Raw genomic sequence first — 17,949 nt, 5'->3', positions numbered from 1 at the left:
TCTTCGGATGAGATTTCCACTTCGTTCTCCCCTGGAGGCAGCATGACCGCAACCGCGCAGATCCCCGGCTACGTCGCGGGCACCTGGGACATCGACACCGTGCACTCGGACATCCAGTTCACCGTGCGGCACATGGGCGTCGGCAAGTCCCGTGGCCGGTTCGGCGCGTTCCAGGGCGAGATCGTCACCGCGGCCGACCCGCTGGAGTCGACCGTCACCGCCACCATCGACGCCACGTCGATCAACACCGGCAACGCCGACCGCGACGCGCACGTGCGCAACGCCGACTTCCTCGACGTGGAGCAGTTCCCCACCGCGACCTTCCGCTCCACCGGCGTCCGCCAGGACGGCGAGGACTTCGTGATCGACGGCGAGTTCACCCTGCACGGCGTCACCAAGCCCGTGTCGCTGGAGACCGAGCTGGGCGGCTTCACCGAGGACGGCCTGCTGGGCCTGTCGGCCAAGGTGGTCCTCAACCGCACCGACTTCGGCGTCGGCCCGGCCGGCGGCGCGATGATCGGCGAGAAGATCACCATCACGCTCGACATCGAGGCCAAGCTCCGCGGCTGAGCGACGACGGCACAACGGGCCGAGGACGATCACGTCCTCGGCCCGTCGCCGTTCGGGAGCAGTTTCAACTGAAACCGCGAGACCCGAGGGGACCGCAGTTTCAATTGAAACTGCGGACCACCCGATCAGTCCACTTCGGACCAGGCGGTGGTGAGCAGCCGGCGGGTCTCACCGAGCAGCTGCGGCAGCACCTTCGTGTGGCCGATGACCGGCATGAAGTTCGAGTCGCCGCCCCAGCGGGGCACCACGTGCTGGTGCAGGTGCGCCGCGATGCCCGCCCCCGCCACCGGCCCCTGGTTGAGCCCGATGTTGAACCCGTGCGGCGCGGAAACCCGCCGGATCACCCGCATCGCCCGCTGCGTGTACTCCGCGACCGCCACCGTCTCCGCCGCGCTTAGCTCGGTGTAGTCGGCCACGTGCCGGTACGGCAGCACCATCAGGTGCCCCGGGTTGTACGGGTACAGGTTGAGGATCGCGAAGACCAGGTCGTCGCGCGCGACGATCAGCGTCTCGTCGTCCGGCTGCCCCGACTCGAGCAGCCGGCAGAACGGGCAGCCGTCGCTGTCGTCGCCCTCCGGCTTGTTCTCGCCCTGGATGTAGGCCATCCGGTGCGGGGTCCACAACCGCTGCAACGCGTCCGGCACCCCGACGCCCGACTGCTCGGTCAGCTCGACGCCCTCCGGGCCGCGAACTCCGCTCACGCCCGCTCCGCCTGGAAGTTCTCCGCGGTCGGCGAGGCGTTCTCGCGGCGCCCGATCCAGTCCTCCAGCGCGGCCACCGCGGCGTCCACCGGCACGCCGTTGATCTGGCTGCCGTCGCGGAACCGGAACGACACCGCGTCGGCCTCCACGTCCTTGCCGCCGGCCAGCAGCAGGAACGGCACCTTCTGCGTGGTGTGGGTGCGGATCTTCTTCTGCATGCGGTCGTCGCTGGTGTCGACGTCGATGCGGATTCCCTTGGCGCGCAACGCCTTCGCCACCCGCTGCAGGTGCTCGACGTGCTCGTCGGCGATCGGGATGCCGACCACCTGCTGCGGCGCCAGCCAGGCCGGGAAGGCGCCCGCGTAGTGCTCGGTCAGCACGCCGAAGAACCGCTCGATCGAGCCGAACAGCGCGCGGTGGATCTTGATCGGGCGCTGCTTGCTGCCGTCGGGCGCGGTGTACTCCAGGTTGAACAGCTCCGGCAGGTGGTAGTCGACCTGGATGGTCGACATCTGCCAGCTGCGGCCCAGCGCGTCCTTGGTCTGCACGGAGATCTTCGGACCGTAGAACGCCGCCCCGCCCGGGTCCGGCACCAGTTCCAGGCCGGAGTCCTCGGCGGCGGTGCGCAGCGCCTCGGTGGCCACCGCCCAGCTCTCGTCGCTGCCGACGAACTTCTCGTCGTTGCGGGTGGACAGCTCCAGGTAGAAGTCGTCCAGGCCGTAGTCGCGCAGCAGGTCCAGCACGAAGCCCAGCAGCGACTTCAACTCGTCCTGCAGCTGGTCCGGGGTGCAGTAGATGTGCGCGTCGTCCTGCGTCATGCCGCGCACCCGGGTCAGGCCGTGCACCACGCCCGACTTCTCGTACCGGTACACCGACCCGAACTCGAACAGCCGCAGCGGCAGCTCCCGGTAGGAGCGCCCGCGCGAGCGGAAGATCAGGTTGTGGAACGGGCAGTTCATCGGCTTGAGGTAGTAGTCGACGCCCGGCTTGCGCAGCTCGCCGTTGGCGTCGCGCTCCTCGTCGAGGTGCATCGCCGGGAACATGCCGTCCTTGTACCAGTCCAGGTGACCGGAGGTCTTGAACAGCGTTTCCTTGGTGATGTGCGGGGTGTTGACGAACTCGTAGCCCGCCTGCTCGTGCCGCTTGCGGGAGTAGTCCTCCATCTCGCGCCGGATGATGCCGCCCCTGGGGTGGAACACCGGCAGCCCGGAGCCGATCTCGTCCGGGAAGGAGAACAGGTCAAGCTCCGCGCCGAGCCGCCGGTGGTCGCGGCGCTCGGCCTCGGCCAGCCACTCCAGGTGCTCGTCGAGCTTCTCCTTGGACTCCCAGGCCGTGCCGTAGACCCGCTGCAGCTGCTGGTTGTTCTGGTTGCCCCGCCAGTACGCGGCGGCGACCCGCATCAGCTTGACCGCCGGGATGAACCGGGTGTGCGGCACGTGCGGGCCGCGGCACAGGTCGCCCCAGGCGACCTCGCCGTGCCGGTCGATGTTGTCGTAGACGGTCAGCTCGCCGCCGCCGACCTCCATCACCTCGCTGGTGTCCACATCGGACTTGATGTCCACCAGCTCCAGCTTGTACGGCTCGCTCGCCAGCTCCTCCTTGGCGGCCTCGACCGACTCCAGGCGGCGGCGGGCGAACTTCTGCCCGGACTTGATGATCTGCTTCATGCGCTTCTCCAGCGCCTGCAGGTCTTCCGGGGTGAAGGGGCGGTCGACGTCGAAGTCGTAGTAGAAGCCGTCCCGGACCGGCGGGCCGATGCCCAGCTTCGCGTCGGGGAAGAGGTTCTGCACCGCCTGGGCCAGCACGTGCGCCGCGGAGTGCCGGATGACGCTGCGGCCGTCCTCGGTGTCGGCGGCGACCGCCTCCACCTCGACGTCGGCGTCCGGCGCCCACGCGAGGTCGCGCAGGTCGCCCTCGGCGTCGCGGACCACCACGATCGCGTCCGGTCCCTTCGACGGCAGCCCTGCCTCGGCGACCGCCGCGCCCGCAGTAGTGCCCGCCGGAACCTTCACCCGGAGAGCTTGTTGAGCTTGGGAAGGCTGTACGGACACGATCACTCCTAGGCTGGGCCGGCCGTGGACCGGCGCGGATACTTCTCGGATACCGATGCTATCGGCCAGTCGCGACCCGTTTTCGGCCGCTCCCCGCAGCGGCGCAGGTAGCGGTGCGATCCCCGGCACACGTCTGCCCGCGCAGACGACTTCTGAGAACCCGCGGCGGTGCGAGTTGCGCGCGTGGCGGAAAAGGAGCGGAGCGCGGTCGCAGCCGAGCAGGCTGCCCGCGACGTTCAGCTCCTCGTCGCGACGAGCTGCTCGATCTCCAGGGCCGAGGCGCGGTCCCCCGCGTAGGGGCCCTGGACCTCGCTGACGCCGAGCTCGCGCAGCCGGTCGGCCTGCAGCTCGGTGCGCACGCCGGTGGCGAGCGCCGGCAGCCCCAGCAGCTGCGCGCCGCCGACCGCGGCGAGGACCAGGTGCCGGTCCAGCGGGTCCGGGCCGTCCGGGGCGGCCAGGCTCGCCAGGTGCGGCCCGTCGATGCGCACCCCGGCCAGCGGCAGGCCGCGCAGCCGGCCCAGCCGCGCGTAGTCGTCGCCGAACTCGTAGACCACCAGCTTGATGCCCATGTCGGCGAAGATCTCCAGGGTGTCGACCGGGTCGTCCTGGTGGTCGAACAGGGCCGACTCCGGCAGCCCCAGCGCCAACGCGCCCGGCGGCAGCCCGGTGCGCCGCAGGATTTCCTGCACGTCGGCGACGAGCTCGGGGTCGCGGCAGTGCCGCAGCGACAGGTTCACCGTGGGCACCGGCGCGTCCGCGCCGAGCTGCCGCACCCAGCGCGCCGCGTGCTCGCACACCTGCTCCAGCGCCCAGCTGCCGAGCCGGACGATCAGCCCGGTCTCCTCGGCCAGCCCGAGGAACTGCTCGTCGCCCAGCTCGCCGAACTCCGCGTGGTCCCAGCGCACGGCCGCGGCGGCGCCCGCCAGCGCGCCGGAGGGCAGGTCCAAGATCGGCTCGTACTCGACGAACAGCTCGTTCTGGTCCACGGCCGCGGGCAGCTCCGCCGAGAGCCTGAACCGGTCACGCGCCTCGGCGTTGCGCTCGGGGTCGAACAGCACCCATTGCGCGCGACCGTCGCTCTTGGCCCGGTAGAGGGTGATGTCGGCGTCCCGCAGCAGCGCCTCGGCGTCGGTGCCGGCCACCTCGCTCTCGACGACGCCGACGCTGGCCGAAGCGCGGAGCTCGTGCGCGCCGATCAGCACCGGCCGGGTGATCTCCCGCAGCAGGCGTTCCACCAGGTCGATCACCGGCCCGGCACCGGACGAGTCGGGCACCAGCACCACGAACTCGTCGCCGCCCATCCGCACCGCTTCCGCACCGGCCTCGGCGGCCAGCGCTTCGAAGCGCTGCGCGACCTGCCGCAGCAGCCTATCGCCGATCGGGTGACCGAGGCTGTCGTTGACAGCCTTGAACCCGTCGAGGTCGAAGTAGCACAGCCCGACCCGGCGGCCGGGGCGGTTCGGTTCCAGCGCGGCGGCCAGGCTCGACTCCAGCTTGGTGCGGTTGCCCAGGCCGGTCAGCGGATCCCGGACGGCCTGCCGGCGGAAGTGCTCCTGGAGCATGTGGCGGTCGGTGATGTCCTCGTAGAGCAGCACGAGGTAGTCCGGTTCGCCGCGGGCATCGCGGACCAGCGACCCGGACAGCTGGGTCCACACGTGCGAGCCGTTGGGCTCGGTGAAGCGGATGTCCAGGAAGTCCTGGTCGGTGTCGCCCGTGGCCAGCGCGGCGACGGTGTCGGCGAGCTTGATCAGCCAGCCCTCGTCGGCCAGCTCGTACACCGTGCCGCCGACGAGCTCACCCGCCGGCCGCCGGAAGATCCGCGTCAACGCCGGGTTGGTCTCCTCGATCACCCCGTCCAGCGTGACGATCGCGATGCCCAGCGCCGATGCCGTGAACACCGCCCGCGAACGCGCCTCGCTGGCGCACAGTGCCTCCTCCGCCGCGTCCCGGGCGTCGGAGACGGCGCGCTGGATCACCTCCTGCTCGCACAGCGTCTGCTCCCGCAGCGCGCCGGCGTACCCGGCGGCCAGCTCGCCGAGCACCGCGGTCAGCCTCGCCGTTTCGGCCTCGCGGAACTTCGGGAGCTCCGCGGCGAGATGCCGCAGCGTGCGCGCCAGGGCCGTCGAGTTGGTGAGGTGCGCGCCGACGAGCCGCTCACCGACGTCGCGCGCTGCCTCCACCCCGCCGCCGTCGAGCTCGCCCACCAGTTCCTCGAAGCACTTGCCCAGGAAGGCTTCGAGATCGCGGCGGCCCATCGGGACGTAGCTGGTGTTGATGATCTGGCCGGCCCACTGCCGGACCACCTCGTCCGCTCGCGGCTGCCCGTCCGCCGGTCCCCCCATACCTGGCATCCGGGTCACACCTTGCGCCCCACGGCGCCGTAGACGATCGACCGCTCCGGGTTCTCCCACACGTCGTCCTCGGTGTCGGGGCGCCAATCGGGCACGTAGACCACGCCCGGCTCGACGATCTCGAAGTCGTCGAGCATCCCGGCCACCTCGTCGCGGGTGCGCAGGGTGACGGGGTTGGTGCTGCTCTTGTACAGCTCGACCAGCCCCTGGACGCCTTCCGGGTAGTGGTCGCCGGTGACGTGGGAGAAGCCGAGGTAGCTGCCGGACGGCAACCGGTCGTAGTAGTGGCGGACGACCTCCCGGGGCTTGCTGTCGTCCGGGACGAAGTGCACGAGCGCGACCATCATGACCGCGATGGGCTGGGAGAAGTCGAGCAGCCGCCGGGTCTCCGGCGCGTCCAGGACGTCCTCGACGTCGACCAGATCGGCTTGCACGATCGTGGCGTTCTCGTTGTCGCCGAGGATCGACCGGCTGTGCGCGACGGCGACCGGCTCGTTGTCGACGTAGACCACGCGGGCGCCCGGGTCGACGGCCTGGGCGATCTCGTGCACGTTGCCCGCGGTGGGGATGCCGGAGCCGATGTCCAGGAACTGCCGCACACCCTGGTCCAGGCAGTACCGGACCGCGCGGCGCAGGAACGCGCGGTTGTTCACCGCAACCTCCTGCACGTTCGGCACGACCTCCATCACCTTGCGGCCGAGCTCGCGGTCGACGGCGAAGTTGTGCGCCCCGCCTAAGTAGAAGTCGTAGCACCTCGCGGCGCTGGGCTTCTCCAGGTCGACGCCTTCGGGTATCCAGTCCGGCCGCTGCATCCGCGGGACCTCCAGGGGTCGGTCTTCCGGCGCCCCTAGGCACGGCCGTGATCAGGATCATCTGGAACGTTCGAGTCCGACGTCACCGCGACCGGAGCGTTGATCAAGCGGCGATCTTACTGTCACCCAGGGCGTCTAGTCACGTACTCAGCGTTGCCATCCCTGGGCCCGCGGAACCGGTATGACCATTGTCACCGTCCGCATCGCGGGATCCGGGGTAAGGGATACCTAAGCTGGTGGGGTCTTGGTGGACGGCCACCGGGCCCAGTCGTGGGCCAGCAAGTCAAGCGCCGCCATCCGGCCGACCCCCGTTCGGCCCGGAGCGGGCGTAGGAGGAGATTGAATGACTCGCCCACTGCGGGTAGCGATCGTCGGGGCCGGGCCGGCCGGCGTGTACGCCGCCGACATCCTGACCAAGTCCGAGACGCCGGTCGAGATCGACCTGCTGGACCGGATGCCCGCGCCCTACGGCTTGATCCGCTACGGCGTGGCCCCCGACCACCCGCGCATCAAGGGCATCGTCAGCGCCCTGCACCGGGTGCTGGAGAAGCCCGAGATCCGGTTCGTCGGACACGTCGACTACGGCGTGGACCTCAAGCTGGACGACCTGCGCCACCACTACGACGCGATCATCTTCGCCACCGGCGCGGACAAGGACCGGGCGCTGGACATCCCGGGCATCGACCTGACGCACAGCTACGGCGCCGCCGACTTCGTCTACTGGTACGACGGCTATCCGGAGGCCCCGCGCGACTGGACGCTGGACGGCGAGAAGGTCGCCGTGATCGGCGCCGGCAACGTGGCGCTGGACGTGGCCCGGGTGCTGGCGAAGCAGGCCGATGACCTGCTGAGCACCGAAATCCCGGAGAACGTGCACGCGGGCCTGAAGGACTCCCGGGTCACCGACGTGCACCTGTTCGCCCGCCGCGGCCCGGCGCAGGCGAAGTTCACCCCGCTGGAACTGCGCGAGCTCGACCACCAGGCCGACGTGGAGATCATCGTGCACCCCGAGGGCTTCGAGCTCGACGAGGCCAGCGAGGAGGCGATCCGCACCAACAACCAGGTGAAGACGATCGTCAAGACGCTGCAGGACTGGGCGCTGCGGGACCCGAAGCACGACACCGCGCGGCGGCTGCATCTGCACTTCCTGCGTTCGCCGGTCGAGGTGCAGGGCACCGACCGGGTCGAGGGCTTCAAGGTCGAGGTCATGGAGCTCACCGGTGACGGCAACGTGCGCGGCACCGGCGAGTACGAGACCTACCCGGTGCAGCAGGTCTACCGCGCGGTCGGCTACCTGAGCTCGCCGCTGGCGGACATCCCGTTCGACCACGGCACCGGCACGGTGCCCAACGCCGGCGGCCGGGTGCTGGACCTGGACGGCGAGCACATCCCGGGCGTCTACGCGACCGGCTGGATCAAGCGCGGACCGGTGGGCCTGATCGGCCACACCAAGGGCGACGCGCTGGAGACGATCAACAACCTGCTCGCCGACCTGCCGACGATGCCGCAGGCGGAGGAGCCGGCGAACGACAGCATCCTGCGGCTGCTCGAAGAGCGCGGCGTGGAGTACACGACGTGGGAGGGCTGGGGCCGCCTGGACGCGCACGAGAAGGCGCTGGGCGAGGTCCAGGGCCGCGAGCGCGTCAAGGTCGTGCCGCGCGAGGAGATGGTGCGGATCTCCCGCGCCGAGTGATCTTTCGGGTTGAAGGGCGCCTCCGAGCAACTGGCTCGGGGGCGCCCTTCGCGTTTCCACCGGCCGTGATTTCGAACGGCGTGCGACCTGCCGGTTGTGTGCCGTACTACGGTGTCGGGAGACGCCACTCGCAACGCGCAAAGGATGGGCACGTTGACCGCGACCGAGATCCCGGACACCACCCGAGCCGAACTCGACACCGTCCTGCAGCGAGCCGCTGACGCCGCCGATGCCTTCGGCACGCAGCCGCCCGCTACCCGCGCCCGGCAGCTCCGCGCCGTCGCGGACGCGCTCGACGCCGCAGCCGGCGAGCTGGTGCCGCTGGCGATGGCCGAGTCCAACCTGTCCGAGGCGCGGTTGACCGGGGAACTCAAGCGCACCACGTTCCAGCTGCGGCTGTTCGCCGAGGTCCTGGACGAGGGCCGCTACCTGCAGGCCACCCTGGACCGCGCGGACGCCGGATTCCCGTTGGGCGCCAAGCCGGATCTGCGCCGGATCCTGCAGCCCGTCGGCCCGGTCCTGGTGTTCGCGGCGAGCAACTTCCCGTTCGCGTTCTCCGTCGCAGGCGGCGACACGGCCTCGGCGCTCGCGGCGGGCTGCCCGGTGGTGCTCAAGGGGCACCCCGGACATCCGCGGTTGTCCGTGCGCACCGGCGAGATCATCGTCGAGGCCTTGCGCTCCGCCGGCGCACCGGACGGTGCGTTCGCCGTCGTGCTCGGCTTCGAGGTCGGCACCGCGGCGCTGCAGGACCCGCGGATCAAGGCCGCGGCGTTCACCGGCTCGGTCCCGGCGGGTCGCGCGCTGTTCGACATCGCCAACTCGCGGCCGACGCCGATCCCGTTCTTCGGCGAGCTCGGCAGCCTGAACCCGGTGTTCGTCACGCCCGGCGCGGTGCGCGCCCGCGGCGAGGAGATCGCCAAGGGCTACGTGACGTCGTACTCGGGCAACGCCGGGCAGCTGTGCACCAAGCCCGGCCTGCTGTTCCTGCCCGCCGACCACGGCCTGGACGAGACGCTGGCGGCGGAGTCGAAGGCCGTCGCGGCGCACAAGCTGCTCAACGAGCGGCTGCACGAGGGCTACTGCGGGCGGCGGGCAGCCGTCACCGAGGTGCCGGGCGTGCGGGTGCTGGCCGAAGGCAGCGTGGACGACGGCGCGGTGCCGACGCTGCTGGCCACCGACGTCGAGACGCTCCTGGCCAATCGCGAGGCGCTGCTCGAGGAAGTCTTCGGCCCGCTGTCCATTGTGGTCATCTACGCCTCGGAGGACGACGCGCGGCGCGCGGCCGAGGCGTTCGAGGGCAACCTCACGGCGACGCTGCACTCCGAGCCGGACGACACGGAGTTCGCGGCGACCCTGGTGAGCCGCCTGCGCGAGCGCGCGGGCCGGGTGCTGTTCAACGGCTGGCCGACCGGCGTGGCGGTGTCCCCGGCGATGCAGCACGGCGGCCCGTACCCGGCGACGACGGACGCCCGCTTCACCTCGGTGGGAACGGCGTCGATCGACCGCTTCCTGCGCCCGGTGACGTACCAGAACGTCCCGCAGGACCTCCTCCCGGAAGCCCTCCGCGACGAAAACTCCTGGAACGTCCCCCAAACCATCCACGAACCCAAGTAATCCACATCGGACGGATGCCCTTCGCCCACCGCGTTCGACGGTGGGCGAAGGGCAACTCCGACCGGAGTGCATGCGGACAGGCTTGATCACGGCGACTCGGGCCAGCGCGCGTATTCATGCCCTGGTGCATTTCGCAGGTTTTGGGCCCGCTCAACCTCTTTCGCCTGCGAGAAGTCCGCACCAGCGATGGACTTCACTCCGACGAAGTTCGTCGTCCCCAATTTACCTGTGAACGTGGCTCCACTGAGATCCGCCCCCTGAAATTTCGTCTTGGAATTGAACACCGCGCGGCCGAAATCGGCTTTGGTCAGGTCAGCGTCGGTGAAATCCGCGTCGTTTAGGAATGCCCCCGTAAAATTGACGTCTTGCAGCTTGGCGCCGACAAACCGCGCCGCTTCGAAATCGCACTCCCGGAATTCGCTGTCCTTAAGGTCAGCCTTGTCCCAAAGGGTCCAGTTACCATGACAACCCGAGCCCCTGGTACTGCGCATTACCACGTCGTTGAACCGCACCGCGCCAACTTGCATGCCGGTGAGGTTGAAGGCGCGTTGACCAGGCCCACCCGGGTCCTGTGCGATGTTGCGGGACCTGATCAAGTCCACTGCGGCCTGTGTGCCCGGGTTCGCCACGTACAAGTCGAGCTTGCCCGTGAGGCCCGGGATCTTCTCGGCAACGGCCTTCTGCCCCAGGAGGTACGTTTCAGCGCTCGCGAGGACATAACCTTGTCTTTCCGGCGAGTTTCGCATGACATCGCTCAACAATCCGAAACCGGCTACCTGATCGCCGACCTCCGGACTGCTGATCTTCTCTTGCGCGGCGGCCATCTGTTCTTGGACTGCTTTGGAGTATTCCAGATCGACGCTGCGCCCTTGCAGCCACAACCCACCGATGGTGGTCGCCGTAGCCGCGAGGTTCAGGGCGGTCGTCAGGACGATGCCCAGCATCCAGCGACGCCTCGAACTTCGCTCGGTCGCGGCAGCATCATCCGGATTCACAATCGCCGCATCGGCTACCGGCAACGGATCAGGAGCACTCGGAACATCCACCATGATCCGAGAATGTCGTATTGATCAACCCTCCACGGCTGCTTCCGATCAGTTACCCCGATCGGACGATTCCCGCCGTCCGTTGAAAGTCGGCGAGTCACGGAGCATCGACGAGTTCGCCGGCGCCGGACCAGCAGACGTGGGTTTCTATTGGCGCCCAGTCCTGCTCGATGAGGTCGTGCAGCTTGTCCTCGTCCGGCGCTCCCTGGTCGCCGACCGGGACGACGGCGGCGAAGTACAACCCGAAGCGATGATCGCCTCGGCGGAGCTTCGCCCGACCGCTGAACGGCGCCGGGGCTCAGCCTCGGCGCACGTAGCGGGCGACCGTGACCGATGCGGCCGGGGCGAGCGGCGTCGGCAGGTCGGCGATGCGAGCGCGCAGGTCTTCGGGGTCGGCGTGCCAGGCGCTGGGACCCATCGCCACCACCGACTCCGCTTCTTCCGGGCTCAGGGACAGGCTGAACTCGCAGGTCTGCTGCGACACCAGGTCGAAGTGGTCGGCCAGTTGTTCGGTGAGCCGTTCCTGCTTGCGCTCGTCCACGTTGAGCAGGCCGAGCGCCGACACCAGGTCGCCGAGGTGGCCCGGGTTCGGGACGACCACCACCAGCCGGCCGCCGGGGCGCAGCACGCGGTGCATCTCCGCCGCGTTGCGCGGCGCGAAGACGTTCAGCACCGCCGACGTCGCGCCGCTGCGCAGCGGCAGCGCTTGCCATACGTCGGCCACCGCAGCGCCCATGCGCGGGTGGGCCTTCGCCGCGCGGCGGCAGGCGTACTTGGAGACGTCCAGCGCGACCCCGACCCGGTCCGAATCCGCCAGGGCCCGGGCGAGGTAGTAACCCGTACCGGCGCCGATGTCCACGACGCAGCCGTCGAGCGGGGCCACCGCCGATGCCACCGCGTCGGCGATCGGGGCGTAGTGACCCGCTTCGAGGAACTCCGCTCGCGCCGCGACCATCGCCGCTGTGTCACCGACGACCTTCGTGCCGCCTGGCAGCAGGCTCACGTAGCCCTGGCGCGCGATGTCGAACACGTGGTTCGCCGCGCAGCGCAGGCTGTTCCCGGCCCTGTTCAGGTCCGCACCGCAGTGCGGACAGGCCAGCACCGCCACCACGTCGTCCAGCAAGCTCGCCTCCACACGTTCGGTACGAGATTCTAGGAGCCGTCCCCCGGCAGGGATGGTGGGGAGGATGTGGGACTGGTTCTCGGCTCCCGACTACTGGGCCGCGCGGTTCGCGGTGCAGCACCTCCTCGCGGTCGGATACCTGGTGGCCTTCGCCTGCGCGCTGCGCCAGTTCCGCGGCCTGCTGGGCGAACGCGGCCTCACGCCGATCCCCCGGTACCTGGCGCGCGTGCCGTTCCGTGGCGCGCCGAGCCTGTTCCACCTGCACTACTCCGACCGGTTCTTCGCGGGCGTGTGCTGGGCCGGGATCGCCGGCAGCGTGCTGGCGCTGGTCGTCGACTTCGCGCCGCTGTGGGTGTGGATCGTGCTGTGGCTGGTGTTGTGGCTGATGTACCTGTCGATCGTCAACGTCGGGCAGGTCTGGTACTCCTTCGGCTGGGAATCGCTGCTGCTGGAGGCCGGATTCCTGGCGATCTTCCTCGGGCCCGGTTCCCTCGCGCCGCCCGCGCCGGTGCTGTGGCTGCTCACCTGGCTGCTGTTCCGCGTGGAGTTCGGCGCCGGGCTGATCAAGCTGCGCGGCGACGCCTGCTGGCGCGATTTCACCGCGCTGTACTACCACCACGAGACGCAGCCGATGCCCGGCCCGCTCAGCCGCTGGTTCCACTGGCTGCCGCGCCGGCTGCACAAGGTCGAGGTCGCGGCCAACCACGGCACGCAGCTGGTGGTGCCGTTCGTGCTGTTCGCGCCGCAGCCGGCCGCCACGGTGGCCGCGCTGGTCGTCGTGGCCACGCAGGGCTGGCTGGTGCTCAGCGGCAACTTCGCGTGGCTGAACTGGCTGACCATCACGCTGGCCTTCTCGGCGATGGGCTCGTGGCTGCTGCGCTGGGTGACGCCGGAACCGCCGCCGCCGACCGCGCCGCCACCGTGGTTCGTGGCCGCGGTGCTCGTCGTCGCGGTGGTGTTCGTCGTCCTCAGCTACTGGCCGGTGCGGAACATGCTGGGGCAGCGGCAGGTGATGAACCGCAGCTTCAACAGGCTGCACCTGGGCAACACCTACGGCGCGTTCGGCAGCGTCACGCGCACCCGCTACGAGGTGATCATCGAGGGCGCGGCCGCGGACGGCGAGTGGCTGGCGTACGAGTTCAAGGGCAAGCCCGGCGACCCGCACCGGCGGCCGCCGCAGGTGGCGCCGTACCACCTCCGCCTGGACTGGCTGATGTGGTTCCTCGCGATCTCCCCCAGCTACGGCCGGTCCTGGCTGCCGAACCTGGTGAAAGCGTTGCTGCGCAACGAAGAGCACGTGCTCCGGCTGCTGCGGCACAACCCGTTCCCGGATTCGCCGCCGCGGCTGGTCCGGGCCCAGTTCTACCGCTACCGCTTCGCGACCCGTGCCGAGCGCCGCGAAACGGGCGCGTTCTGGATCCGCAGCCGCATCGGCGACTTCGTCCCGCCCCTGACCCTGGAGGACCTGGAGTAGTCAGCTGCGGCCGGAGAGTTCGCCGCGCGGGCCTTCGCTCAGCGATGCCGGGCGGGACCGCGCCTGTTCGTTGGGCCGGCTCCCGTAGCGCCCGGAGCCGAGGGTGACCTCGCCGGTCGGTCCGGAGGAAACCTGGTGCAGGCTCGCGGAAAGATCGGCCTCCAGGCCGCCGGGCAGCTTCAGCCGGACCAGCAGCGGCAGCAGGAAACCGATCGCCACCATCGCGACGAGCACCGGCGTCAAGGTGCCGAGCAGTACGGTCGGCACCTGGTACCGCAGGAAGAACGCGCTCCAGAGCATGGCCAGCACGACCAGCGACACGGTGATCAGCGCGGTGCTGCCGACCACGCTGGAGCGGGCCCGCCGGATGCGCTGCTGCGCGAGCACCCGGACCCGGTGCGCCTCGGAGTTCCGGCTGTCGAACTTCTCCACCCGGCGCAGGTAGCGCATCGCCCGGCGGAAGTGCAGCGACGAGAGCTGCACGTCGCCGCTCTCCCCGATCTTGTACGCGGCAACACCCGCCACGAAGTGCGGTTCGGCCTGGTCCGAAGCCGAGCCGATCGCCTCCCGGGCGACCGCCAGCGCCTCCAGGTAGAGGTCCTCGCTGCCGGTCGCGTCGCCGCGCTGCACCAGCAGCCGGGCCAGCTCGACCTGCAGGCGCCATTTCGGCAGGTCGCAGTCCGACCGGTCGAGCGCGTAGCGCAGCGGCTCCTCCGCGCTCACCAGGTCACCGGAGGACCGCACCACCGAGCGGGTCAGGCCGATCACGGCCGTCCCGTTGCCCGGAGCCAGGACCGTCGCCTGGCGGAACTGCTGCGCCGCCTGCCCGGCCCACTCGCCCGGCTCTCCGGTGTCGACGTCTCGCTGGAGGTAGACGTTGCCCAGCTCGATGTGCGCCTGCACGTCGTACCAGTCCCGCTCGACGGCCTGGTCCAGCAGCTTCTCCGCCTCGTCGAAGCGCCCGAGCTGGCTGTACAGCGCGGCCAGGTCGACGATGGGACCGCCGCCGGGGACGAGTTCGACGGCGGTGCGCAGGTGGTGTTCGGCGGCGGCGTGGTTGCCGCGCCGGAAGTTCAGCACGCCCAGCAGCGCATGCGCCTCGTCGTCGCACGGGTCGTCTTCCAGAACGCCGAGGCACAACCGCTCCACCTCGTCGTGCTGCGCTGTTCCCACATCGCGCAGCAGGGCGGCGGCCAGCGAAAGCCTGACCTCGTCGTCGCGCGGGTCGATCTCCAGCGCCGCCCGGAAATGCCGTTGCGCCTTCTGGGTGTCGTTGCCGTGCAACGCGACCCAGCCCAAGCCCAGGAGCGAGTTGATCCGCTCGCCTGGCCTGAACGCGTCGCCGAGCAGCCCGGAGAAATGCTTCTCCGCCTCGGTGAAACGCCGTTGCGCGAGCTGGATCCAGCCCAGCTCGACCAGCAACGACCGGTCACGCGGATATCGCCGCAGGTAGCCGAGGACGACGCGCTCCGCTTCGCGATACCTGCGCTGCTTGCGCAGCACACCGGCCTTCAGCACGACGGCGTCCGAGCTGTACGGGCTGACCGCCAGGATCTTGTCCAAACAGGACAGCGCCTGCTCCGGACGGTTGGTGTCGGCGTAGATCTCGCTCAGCAGCCGCGGGAAGTCCAGGTCGTGGGGGAATCGCTCGATCGCGGCCAGCGTGGCCGCTTCGGCCTCCGCGGCCAGGCGCATCCGCTGCAGGGCGATGATCTCGTCCCACACCGCGACCCGGGAGTGCGGCTCCACCCGCTGCGCCCGGCGTGCCAGCTGAAGGGCGTCCTCGAACCGGCCGGCCTGGCGGAACGTCCGGCTCAGTTCCAGCAGGAGGAACCGGGATTCCGGATCCTGCGCCAACTCCTCGCGCAGCAACGCGGCGGCCTCGTCGTAACGATCGGCGATGCGCAGCGCCTTGACCTCGTCCTGCACTGCGACCATCGGACTGTCGCCGTCACGGTTGCGGCGGAAGAACTCGATCGCCGCATCGACACGGCCGAGGACCAACTCCCGCCAACCGAGTTTCCGGATGACGTCCTCGTCCTCGCCGAACTCCGCGGCCAGCCGGGCGGCGAGGGCGTCGACCTCGTCGAACCGGCGCAGCTCCACCAGTGCGTCGAAGCGCTCCAACAGGGCCGACACGTTCCCGGGATCCAGCCGCAAGGCACGATCGGCTGTCTGGAGGGCCTCCTCGTGACGACCCTGCCGGGTGTACTCCGCGATCAGTGCCTCGCACAGGTACCACGTCTCACCGCATGCCTTGAGGCCGTCCTCCAGCGCGGCGACCGCGTCCTCGTACCGGCCCTGGCAAGACAAGGCCAGGGACAGTTCCTCGTGCAGTTCGGGGGCGGTCGGCACCTTGCGCAAGCCCGCCCGGGCGGCCGCTTCGGCTTGGTCGAACCGCCTGATCAGGCGGAGGATCAACGCCCTCGATTCCAGTGCGTCGACATGGGCAGGCGCCACGTCGAGAGTGCGCTCCACCCACTGGAGCGCGGTGTCGTAGTCCGCCCGGGACCGGTGGATCCGGCCTACCAGGTAGCGCAGTGCCGGTACGTCGGGGAACCGGCGCTGCGCGTCCTGCGCCGCGGCCAGCTCTTCGTCGTGGCGGCGCAGCCGGTCAAGCAGGTTGCACCTGGCGAAGATCAGATCGAGGTCGTACGGGCAGTCGTCCAGGAAGTGCAGGCACTCCTGCAACGCCTCCTCGTTCCGGCCCTGCGAACCGAGCACGTTGACCAGATCGAGCCGGATGTCTTCGCCGGAGCGGAACTGCCGCAGTGCGGACCGGGCCGCCTTCTCGGCGTCCTCCAACCGGCCCGCGCCGCGCAGCACGCCGATCTCCACAGTGCGGGCGTACCTCCGGTACGGATCGATCCGCACCGCGGTCCGCGCCAACTCGACCGCCTCGTCGTGCCGGCCCTGGGAGGTGCGCAGCCACGCGAGTTCCAGGAGCAGCCGGGGCGATTCCGGGTTCACGGCCATGGCCGCGTCTAGGACGGTTTCGGCGTCTTCGGTCCGCTTCGCGTCCCGGAGGAACGTCGCGTGCCAGTCCGCGACGAGCGGGTTGCCCGCGGCGACCGCGACCGCCCGCTCGATGCGCTCGACGGCCAGTTCGTCCTGGCCTCGCCGGCTAGCGATCAGGGCGTGCTCGATCAGCAGGTCCGGCGAGCGCGGAAGCCGGGCGAGCGCTTCGACGGCCGCTTGTTCGGCCGCATCGAACCTGGTCAGCACCCTCAGGTGCGAGATCTTGCGCTCGTGCGCGAGCGCGTGCCACGGGTCCGCTTCGAGCGCGCGGTCGAGGGTGCGCAACCCCGACTCGTAGCCGAGCTGCTCGATCTCCAGGTAAGCCAGCGAATCCAGGAGATCCGCCTCGTCGGGGAGCCGTCGCAGCGCTTCGCGCATCGCCGCCACGGCGGCGTCGAGCTCGCCGGCCGCGTGCAATGCCAGGCATCGCCATTCGATGGCGTTGACGTCATCCGGGGCGATCGCGAGTGCCTTCTCCAGGTGCCGCATCGCGTCGTCCGGGCGCTCCATCGCCACGAGCAGGCGCCCGAGCGCCACGCGGACGACCACGCCGTCCGGGAAGCGCTCGATCCCGGATTCGGCGAATTCCAGCGCCTGGTCGTAGCGGTAGTCGCGTGCCAACGCCGCGATGCGCCAGGCGTGCGCGCGTTCGGAATCCGGGTCGAGTTCGAGCGCCCGCTCGAACTCGATCAACGCCGTTCCGACGGCGATCCGGTCCAGCGCCACCCGGCCCCGCAGGATGCGCAGTTCGGCGCTGTCCGCCAAGGCGAGGGCCGCGTCGGCGGCCTGCTGCGCCGCGTCGAACTCGCAGCGGCGCCGGAGCAGATCGATGTCGCTGAGATCGCGCACTTCCCCGGAAATCTCGCTCATCCCTCACCTCGTGTCGGCCACCGGCAGTTTGCCAGCAGCGAACACCATTCCGGGGGAGGAATGCGCGGATCGGCGGGGTCAGCCCTCGGCGGCGGCTTCCAGGGCCGCGATGTCGAGCTTGCCCATGCTCAGCATCGCCTTCATCGCGCGCTGCGCCTTGGTCTCGTCCTGGTCGGCGATCAGTTCGTACAGGCGGCGCGGGACGATCTGCCAGGACAGGCCGTACTTGTCCTTCAGCCAGCCGCAGGGGCCGGGCTCGCCGCCCTCGCCGAGCCGCTGCCACAGCCGGTCCACCTCGTCCTGCGAGTCGCACAGGACCTCCAACGAGATCGCCTCGGTGAACTTGAACTCCGGGCCGCCGTTGATGCCCACGAACTGCTGCCCGGCCAGCTCGAACAGCACGGTCATGACCGTTCCCGGCTCGCCCGGCCCCGCGTCGCCGTAGCGCTGGACGCGCACGATGCGCGAGTCGTCGAAGATGCCGACGTAGTGCTGCGCGGCTTCCTCGGCCTGGGTGTCGAACCAGAGGTTGGTGATGATCTTCTGCTTGATCTCGTACATGCCCGTCTCCCGTCCCGTCGCCACCATGCTGGCTGCGGACGGGTAGACCGGCGACCGCGGCAGAA

The 17,949-nt window shown here is 70.0% G+C and carries 13 protein-coding genes; 4 read left to right on the top strand and 9 right to left on the bottom strand.

Annotation, left to right across the window (positions count from 1 at the left end; translation table 11 throughout):
• The first annotated feature begins 42 nt into the window (after positions 1-42).
• On the top strand, positions 43-570 hold the full coding sequence (locus AC07FN_RS14440) for a YceI family protein (protein WP_478396049.1): 528 nt from the start codon (positions 43-45) through the stop codon (positions 568-570).
• A 125-nt stretch (positions 571-695) separates the two neighbouring features.
• Here AC07FN_RS14440 and AC07FN_RS14435 read toward each other — a convergent pair whose 3' ends face one another.
• The 4 genes from AC07FN_RS14435 to AC07FN_RS14420 all read right to left on the bottom strand — a co-directional run bounded on the left by AC07FN_RS14435 (position 696) and on the right by AC07FN_RS14420 (position 6,485).
• Positions 696-1,271: an HIT family protein gene (locus tag AC07FN_RS14435; protein WP_478396048.1), complete on the bottom strand. Its 576-nt coding sequence runs from the start codon at positions 1,269-1,271 to the stop codon at positions 696-698.
• Positions 1,268-3,283 carry a threonine--tRNA ligase gene (gene thrS / locus AC07FN_RS14430; protein ID WP_478396135.1) on the bottom strand — a complete coding sequence of 672 codons (2,016 nt, stop codon included), beginning with the start codon at positions 3,281-3,283 and terminating at the stop codon, positions 1,268-1,270. Before thrS ends, AC07FN_RS14435 begins: the two co-directional genes overlap by 4 nt.
• Positions 3,284-3,558: 275 nt before the next feature.
• Positions 3,559-5,673 carry a putative bifunctional diguanylate cyclase/phosphodiesterase gene (locus AC07FN_RS14425; RefSeq protein WP_478396047.1) on the bottom strand — a complete coding sequence of 705 codons (2,115 nt, stop codon included), beginning with the start codon at positions 5,671-5,673 and terminating at the stop codon, positions 3,559-3,561.
• A 5-nt stretch (positions 5,674-5,678) separates the two neighbouring features.
• Positions 5,679-6,485 carry an SAM-dependent methyltransferase gene (locus AC07FN_RS14420; protein ID WP_478396046.1) on the bottom strand — a complete coding sequence of 269 codons (807 nt, stop codon included), beginning with the start codon at positions 6,483-6,485 and terminating at the stop codon, positions 5,679-5,681.
• Between the two features lie 343 nt (positions 6,486-6,828).
• On the opposite strand from AC07FN_RS14420, the gene AC07FN_RS14415 reads away from it, so the two are divergent.
• Both AC07FN_RS14415 and AC07FN_RS14410 read left to right on the top strand, forming a co-directional pair.
• On the top strand, positions 6,829-8,178 hold the full coding sequence (locus AC07FN_RS14415) for an FAD-dependent oxidoreductase (RefSeq protein ID WP_478396045.1): 1,350 nt from the start codon (positions 6,829-6,831) through the stop codon (positions 8,176-8,178).
• A gap of 153 nt (positions 8,179-8,331) precedes the next feature.
• On the top strand, positions 8,332-9,792 hold the full coding sequence (locus AC07FN_RS14410; RefSeq protein ID WP_478396044.1) for an aldehyde dehydrogenase (NADP(+)): 1,461 nt from the start codon (positions 8,332-8,334) through the stop codon (positions 9,790-9,792).
• Between the two features lie 86 nt (positions 9,793-9,878).
• On the opposite strand, the gene AC07FN_RS14405 is transcribed toward AC07FN_RS14410, so the two are convergent.
• The 3 genes from AC07FN_RS14405 to AC07FN_RS14395 form a co-directional block, all read right to left on the bottom strand.
• Positions 9,879-10,841, bottom strand: a complete 963-nt coding sequence (locus AC07FN_RS14405) for a pentapeptide repeat-containing protein (protein WP_478396043.1) — start codon at positions 10,839-10,841, stop codon at positions 9,879-9,881.
• 94 nt (positions 10,842-10,935) lie between these two features.
• A complete protein-coding gene (locus tag AC07FN_RS14400; RefSeq protein WP_478396042.1) occupies positions 10,936-11,079 on the bottom strand; it encodes a hypothetical protein in 144 nt (47 codons plus the stop codon).
• Positions 11,080-11,136: 57 nt separating this feature from the next.
• Positions 11,137-11,961, bottom strand: coding sequence for a putative RNA methyltransferase (locus tag AC07FN_RS14395; RefSeq protein WP_478396041.1), 825 nt, complete (start codon positions 11,959-11,961; stop codon positions 11,137-11,139).
• 64 nt (positions 11,962-12,025) lie between these two features.
• On the opposite strand from AC07FN_RS14395, the gene AC07FN_RS14390 reads away from it, so the two are divergent.
• Positions 12,026-13,435 (top strand): lipase maturation factor family protein, encoded by a 1,410-nt coding sequence (locus tag AC07FN_RS14390; RefSeq protein WP_478396040.1) that lies wholly within the window; start codon positions 12,026-12,028, stop codon positions 13,433-13,435.
• Here AC07FN_RS14390 and AC07FN_RS14385 read toward each other — a convergent pair whose 3' ends face one another.
• Both AC07FN_RS14385 and AC07FN_RS14380 read right to left on the bottom strand, forming a co-directional pair.
• Positions 13,436-17,323 (bottom strand): tetratricopeptide repeat protein, encoded by a 3,888-nt coding sequence (locus AC07FN_RS14385; protein WP_478396039.1) that lies wholly within the window; start codon positions 17,321-17,323, stop codon positions 13,436-13,438.
• 78 nt (positions 17,324-17,401) lie between these two features.
• Positions 17,402-17,884: a VOC family protein gene (locus AC07FN_RS14380; protein ID WP_478396038.1), complete on the bottom strand. Its 483-nt coding sequence runs from the start codon at positions 17,882-17,884 to the stop codon at positions 17,402-17,404.
• Between the last annotated feature and the right edge of the window lie 65 nt (positions 17,885-17,949).

It is taken from the genome of Saccharopolyspora sp. NPDC045941, from assembly GCF_056431445.1.
The sequence above is the reverse complement of the archived record's forward strand: the minus strand, read 5'-3'. Positions and strand labels throughout refer to the sequence as shown.

Coding starts and splice junctions, on each gene's coding strand:
- AC07FN_RS14440 (WP_478396049.1), top strand. CDS start 43: ATGACCGCAACCGCGCAGATCCCCGGCTACGTCGCGGGCACCTGGGAC.
- AC07FN_RS14425 (WP_478396047.1), bottom strand. CDS start 5,673: ATGCCAGGTATGGGGGGACCGGCGGACGGGCAGCCGCGAGCGGACGAG.
- AC07FN_RS14420 (WP_478396046.1), bottom strand. CDS start 6,485: ATGCAGCGGCCGGACTGGATACCCGAAGGCGTCGACCTGGAGAAGCCC.
- AC07FN_RS14415 (WP_478396045.1), top strand. CDS start 6,829: ATGACTCGCCCACTGCGGGTAGCGATCGTCGGGGCCGGGCCGGCCGGC.
- AC07FN_RS14405 (WP_478396043.1), bottom strand. CDS start 10,841: ATGGTGGATGTTCCGAGTGCTCCTGATCCGTTGCCGGTAGCCGATGCG.
- AC07FN_RS14390 (WP_478396040.1), top strand. CDS start 12,026: ATGTGGGACTGGTTCTCGGCTCCCGACTACTGGGCCGCGCGGTTCGCG.
- AC07FN_RS14385 (WP_478396039.1), bottom strand. CDS start 17,323: ATGAGCGAGATTTCCGGGGAAGTGCGCGATCTCAGCGACATCGATCTG.
- AC07FN_RS14380 (WP_478396038.1), bottom strand. CDS start 17,884: ATGTACGAGATCAAGCAGAAGATCATCACCAACCTCTGGTTCGACACC.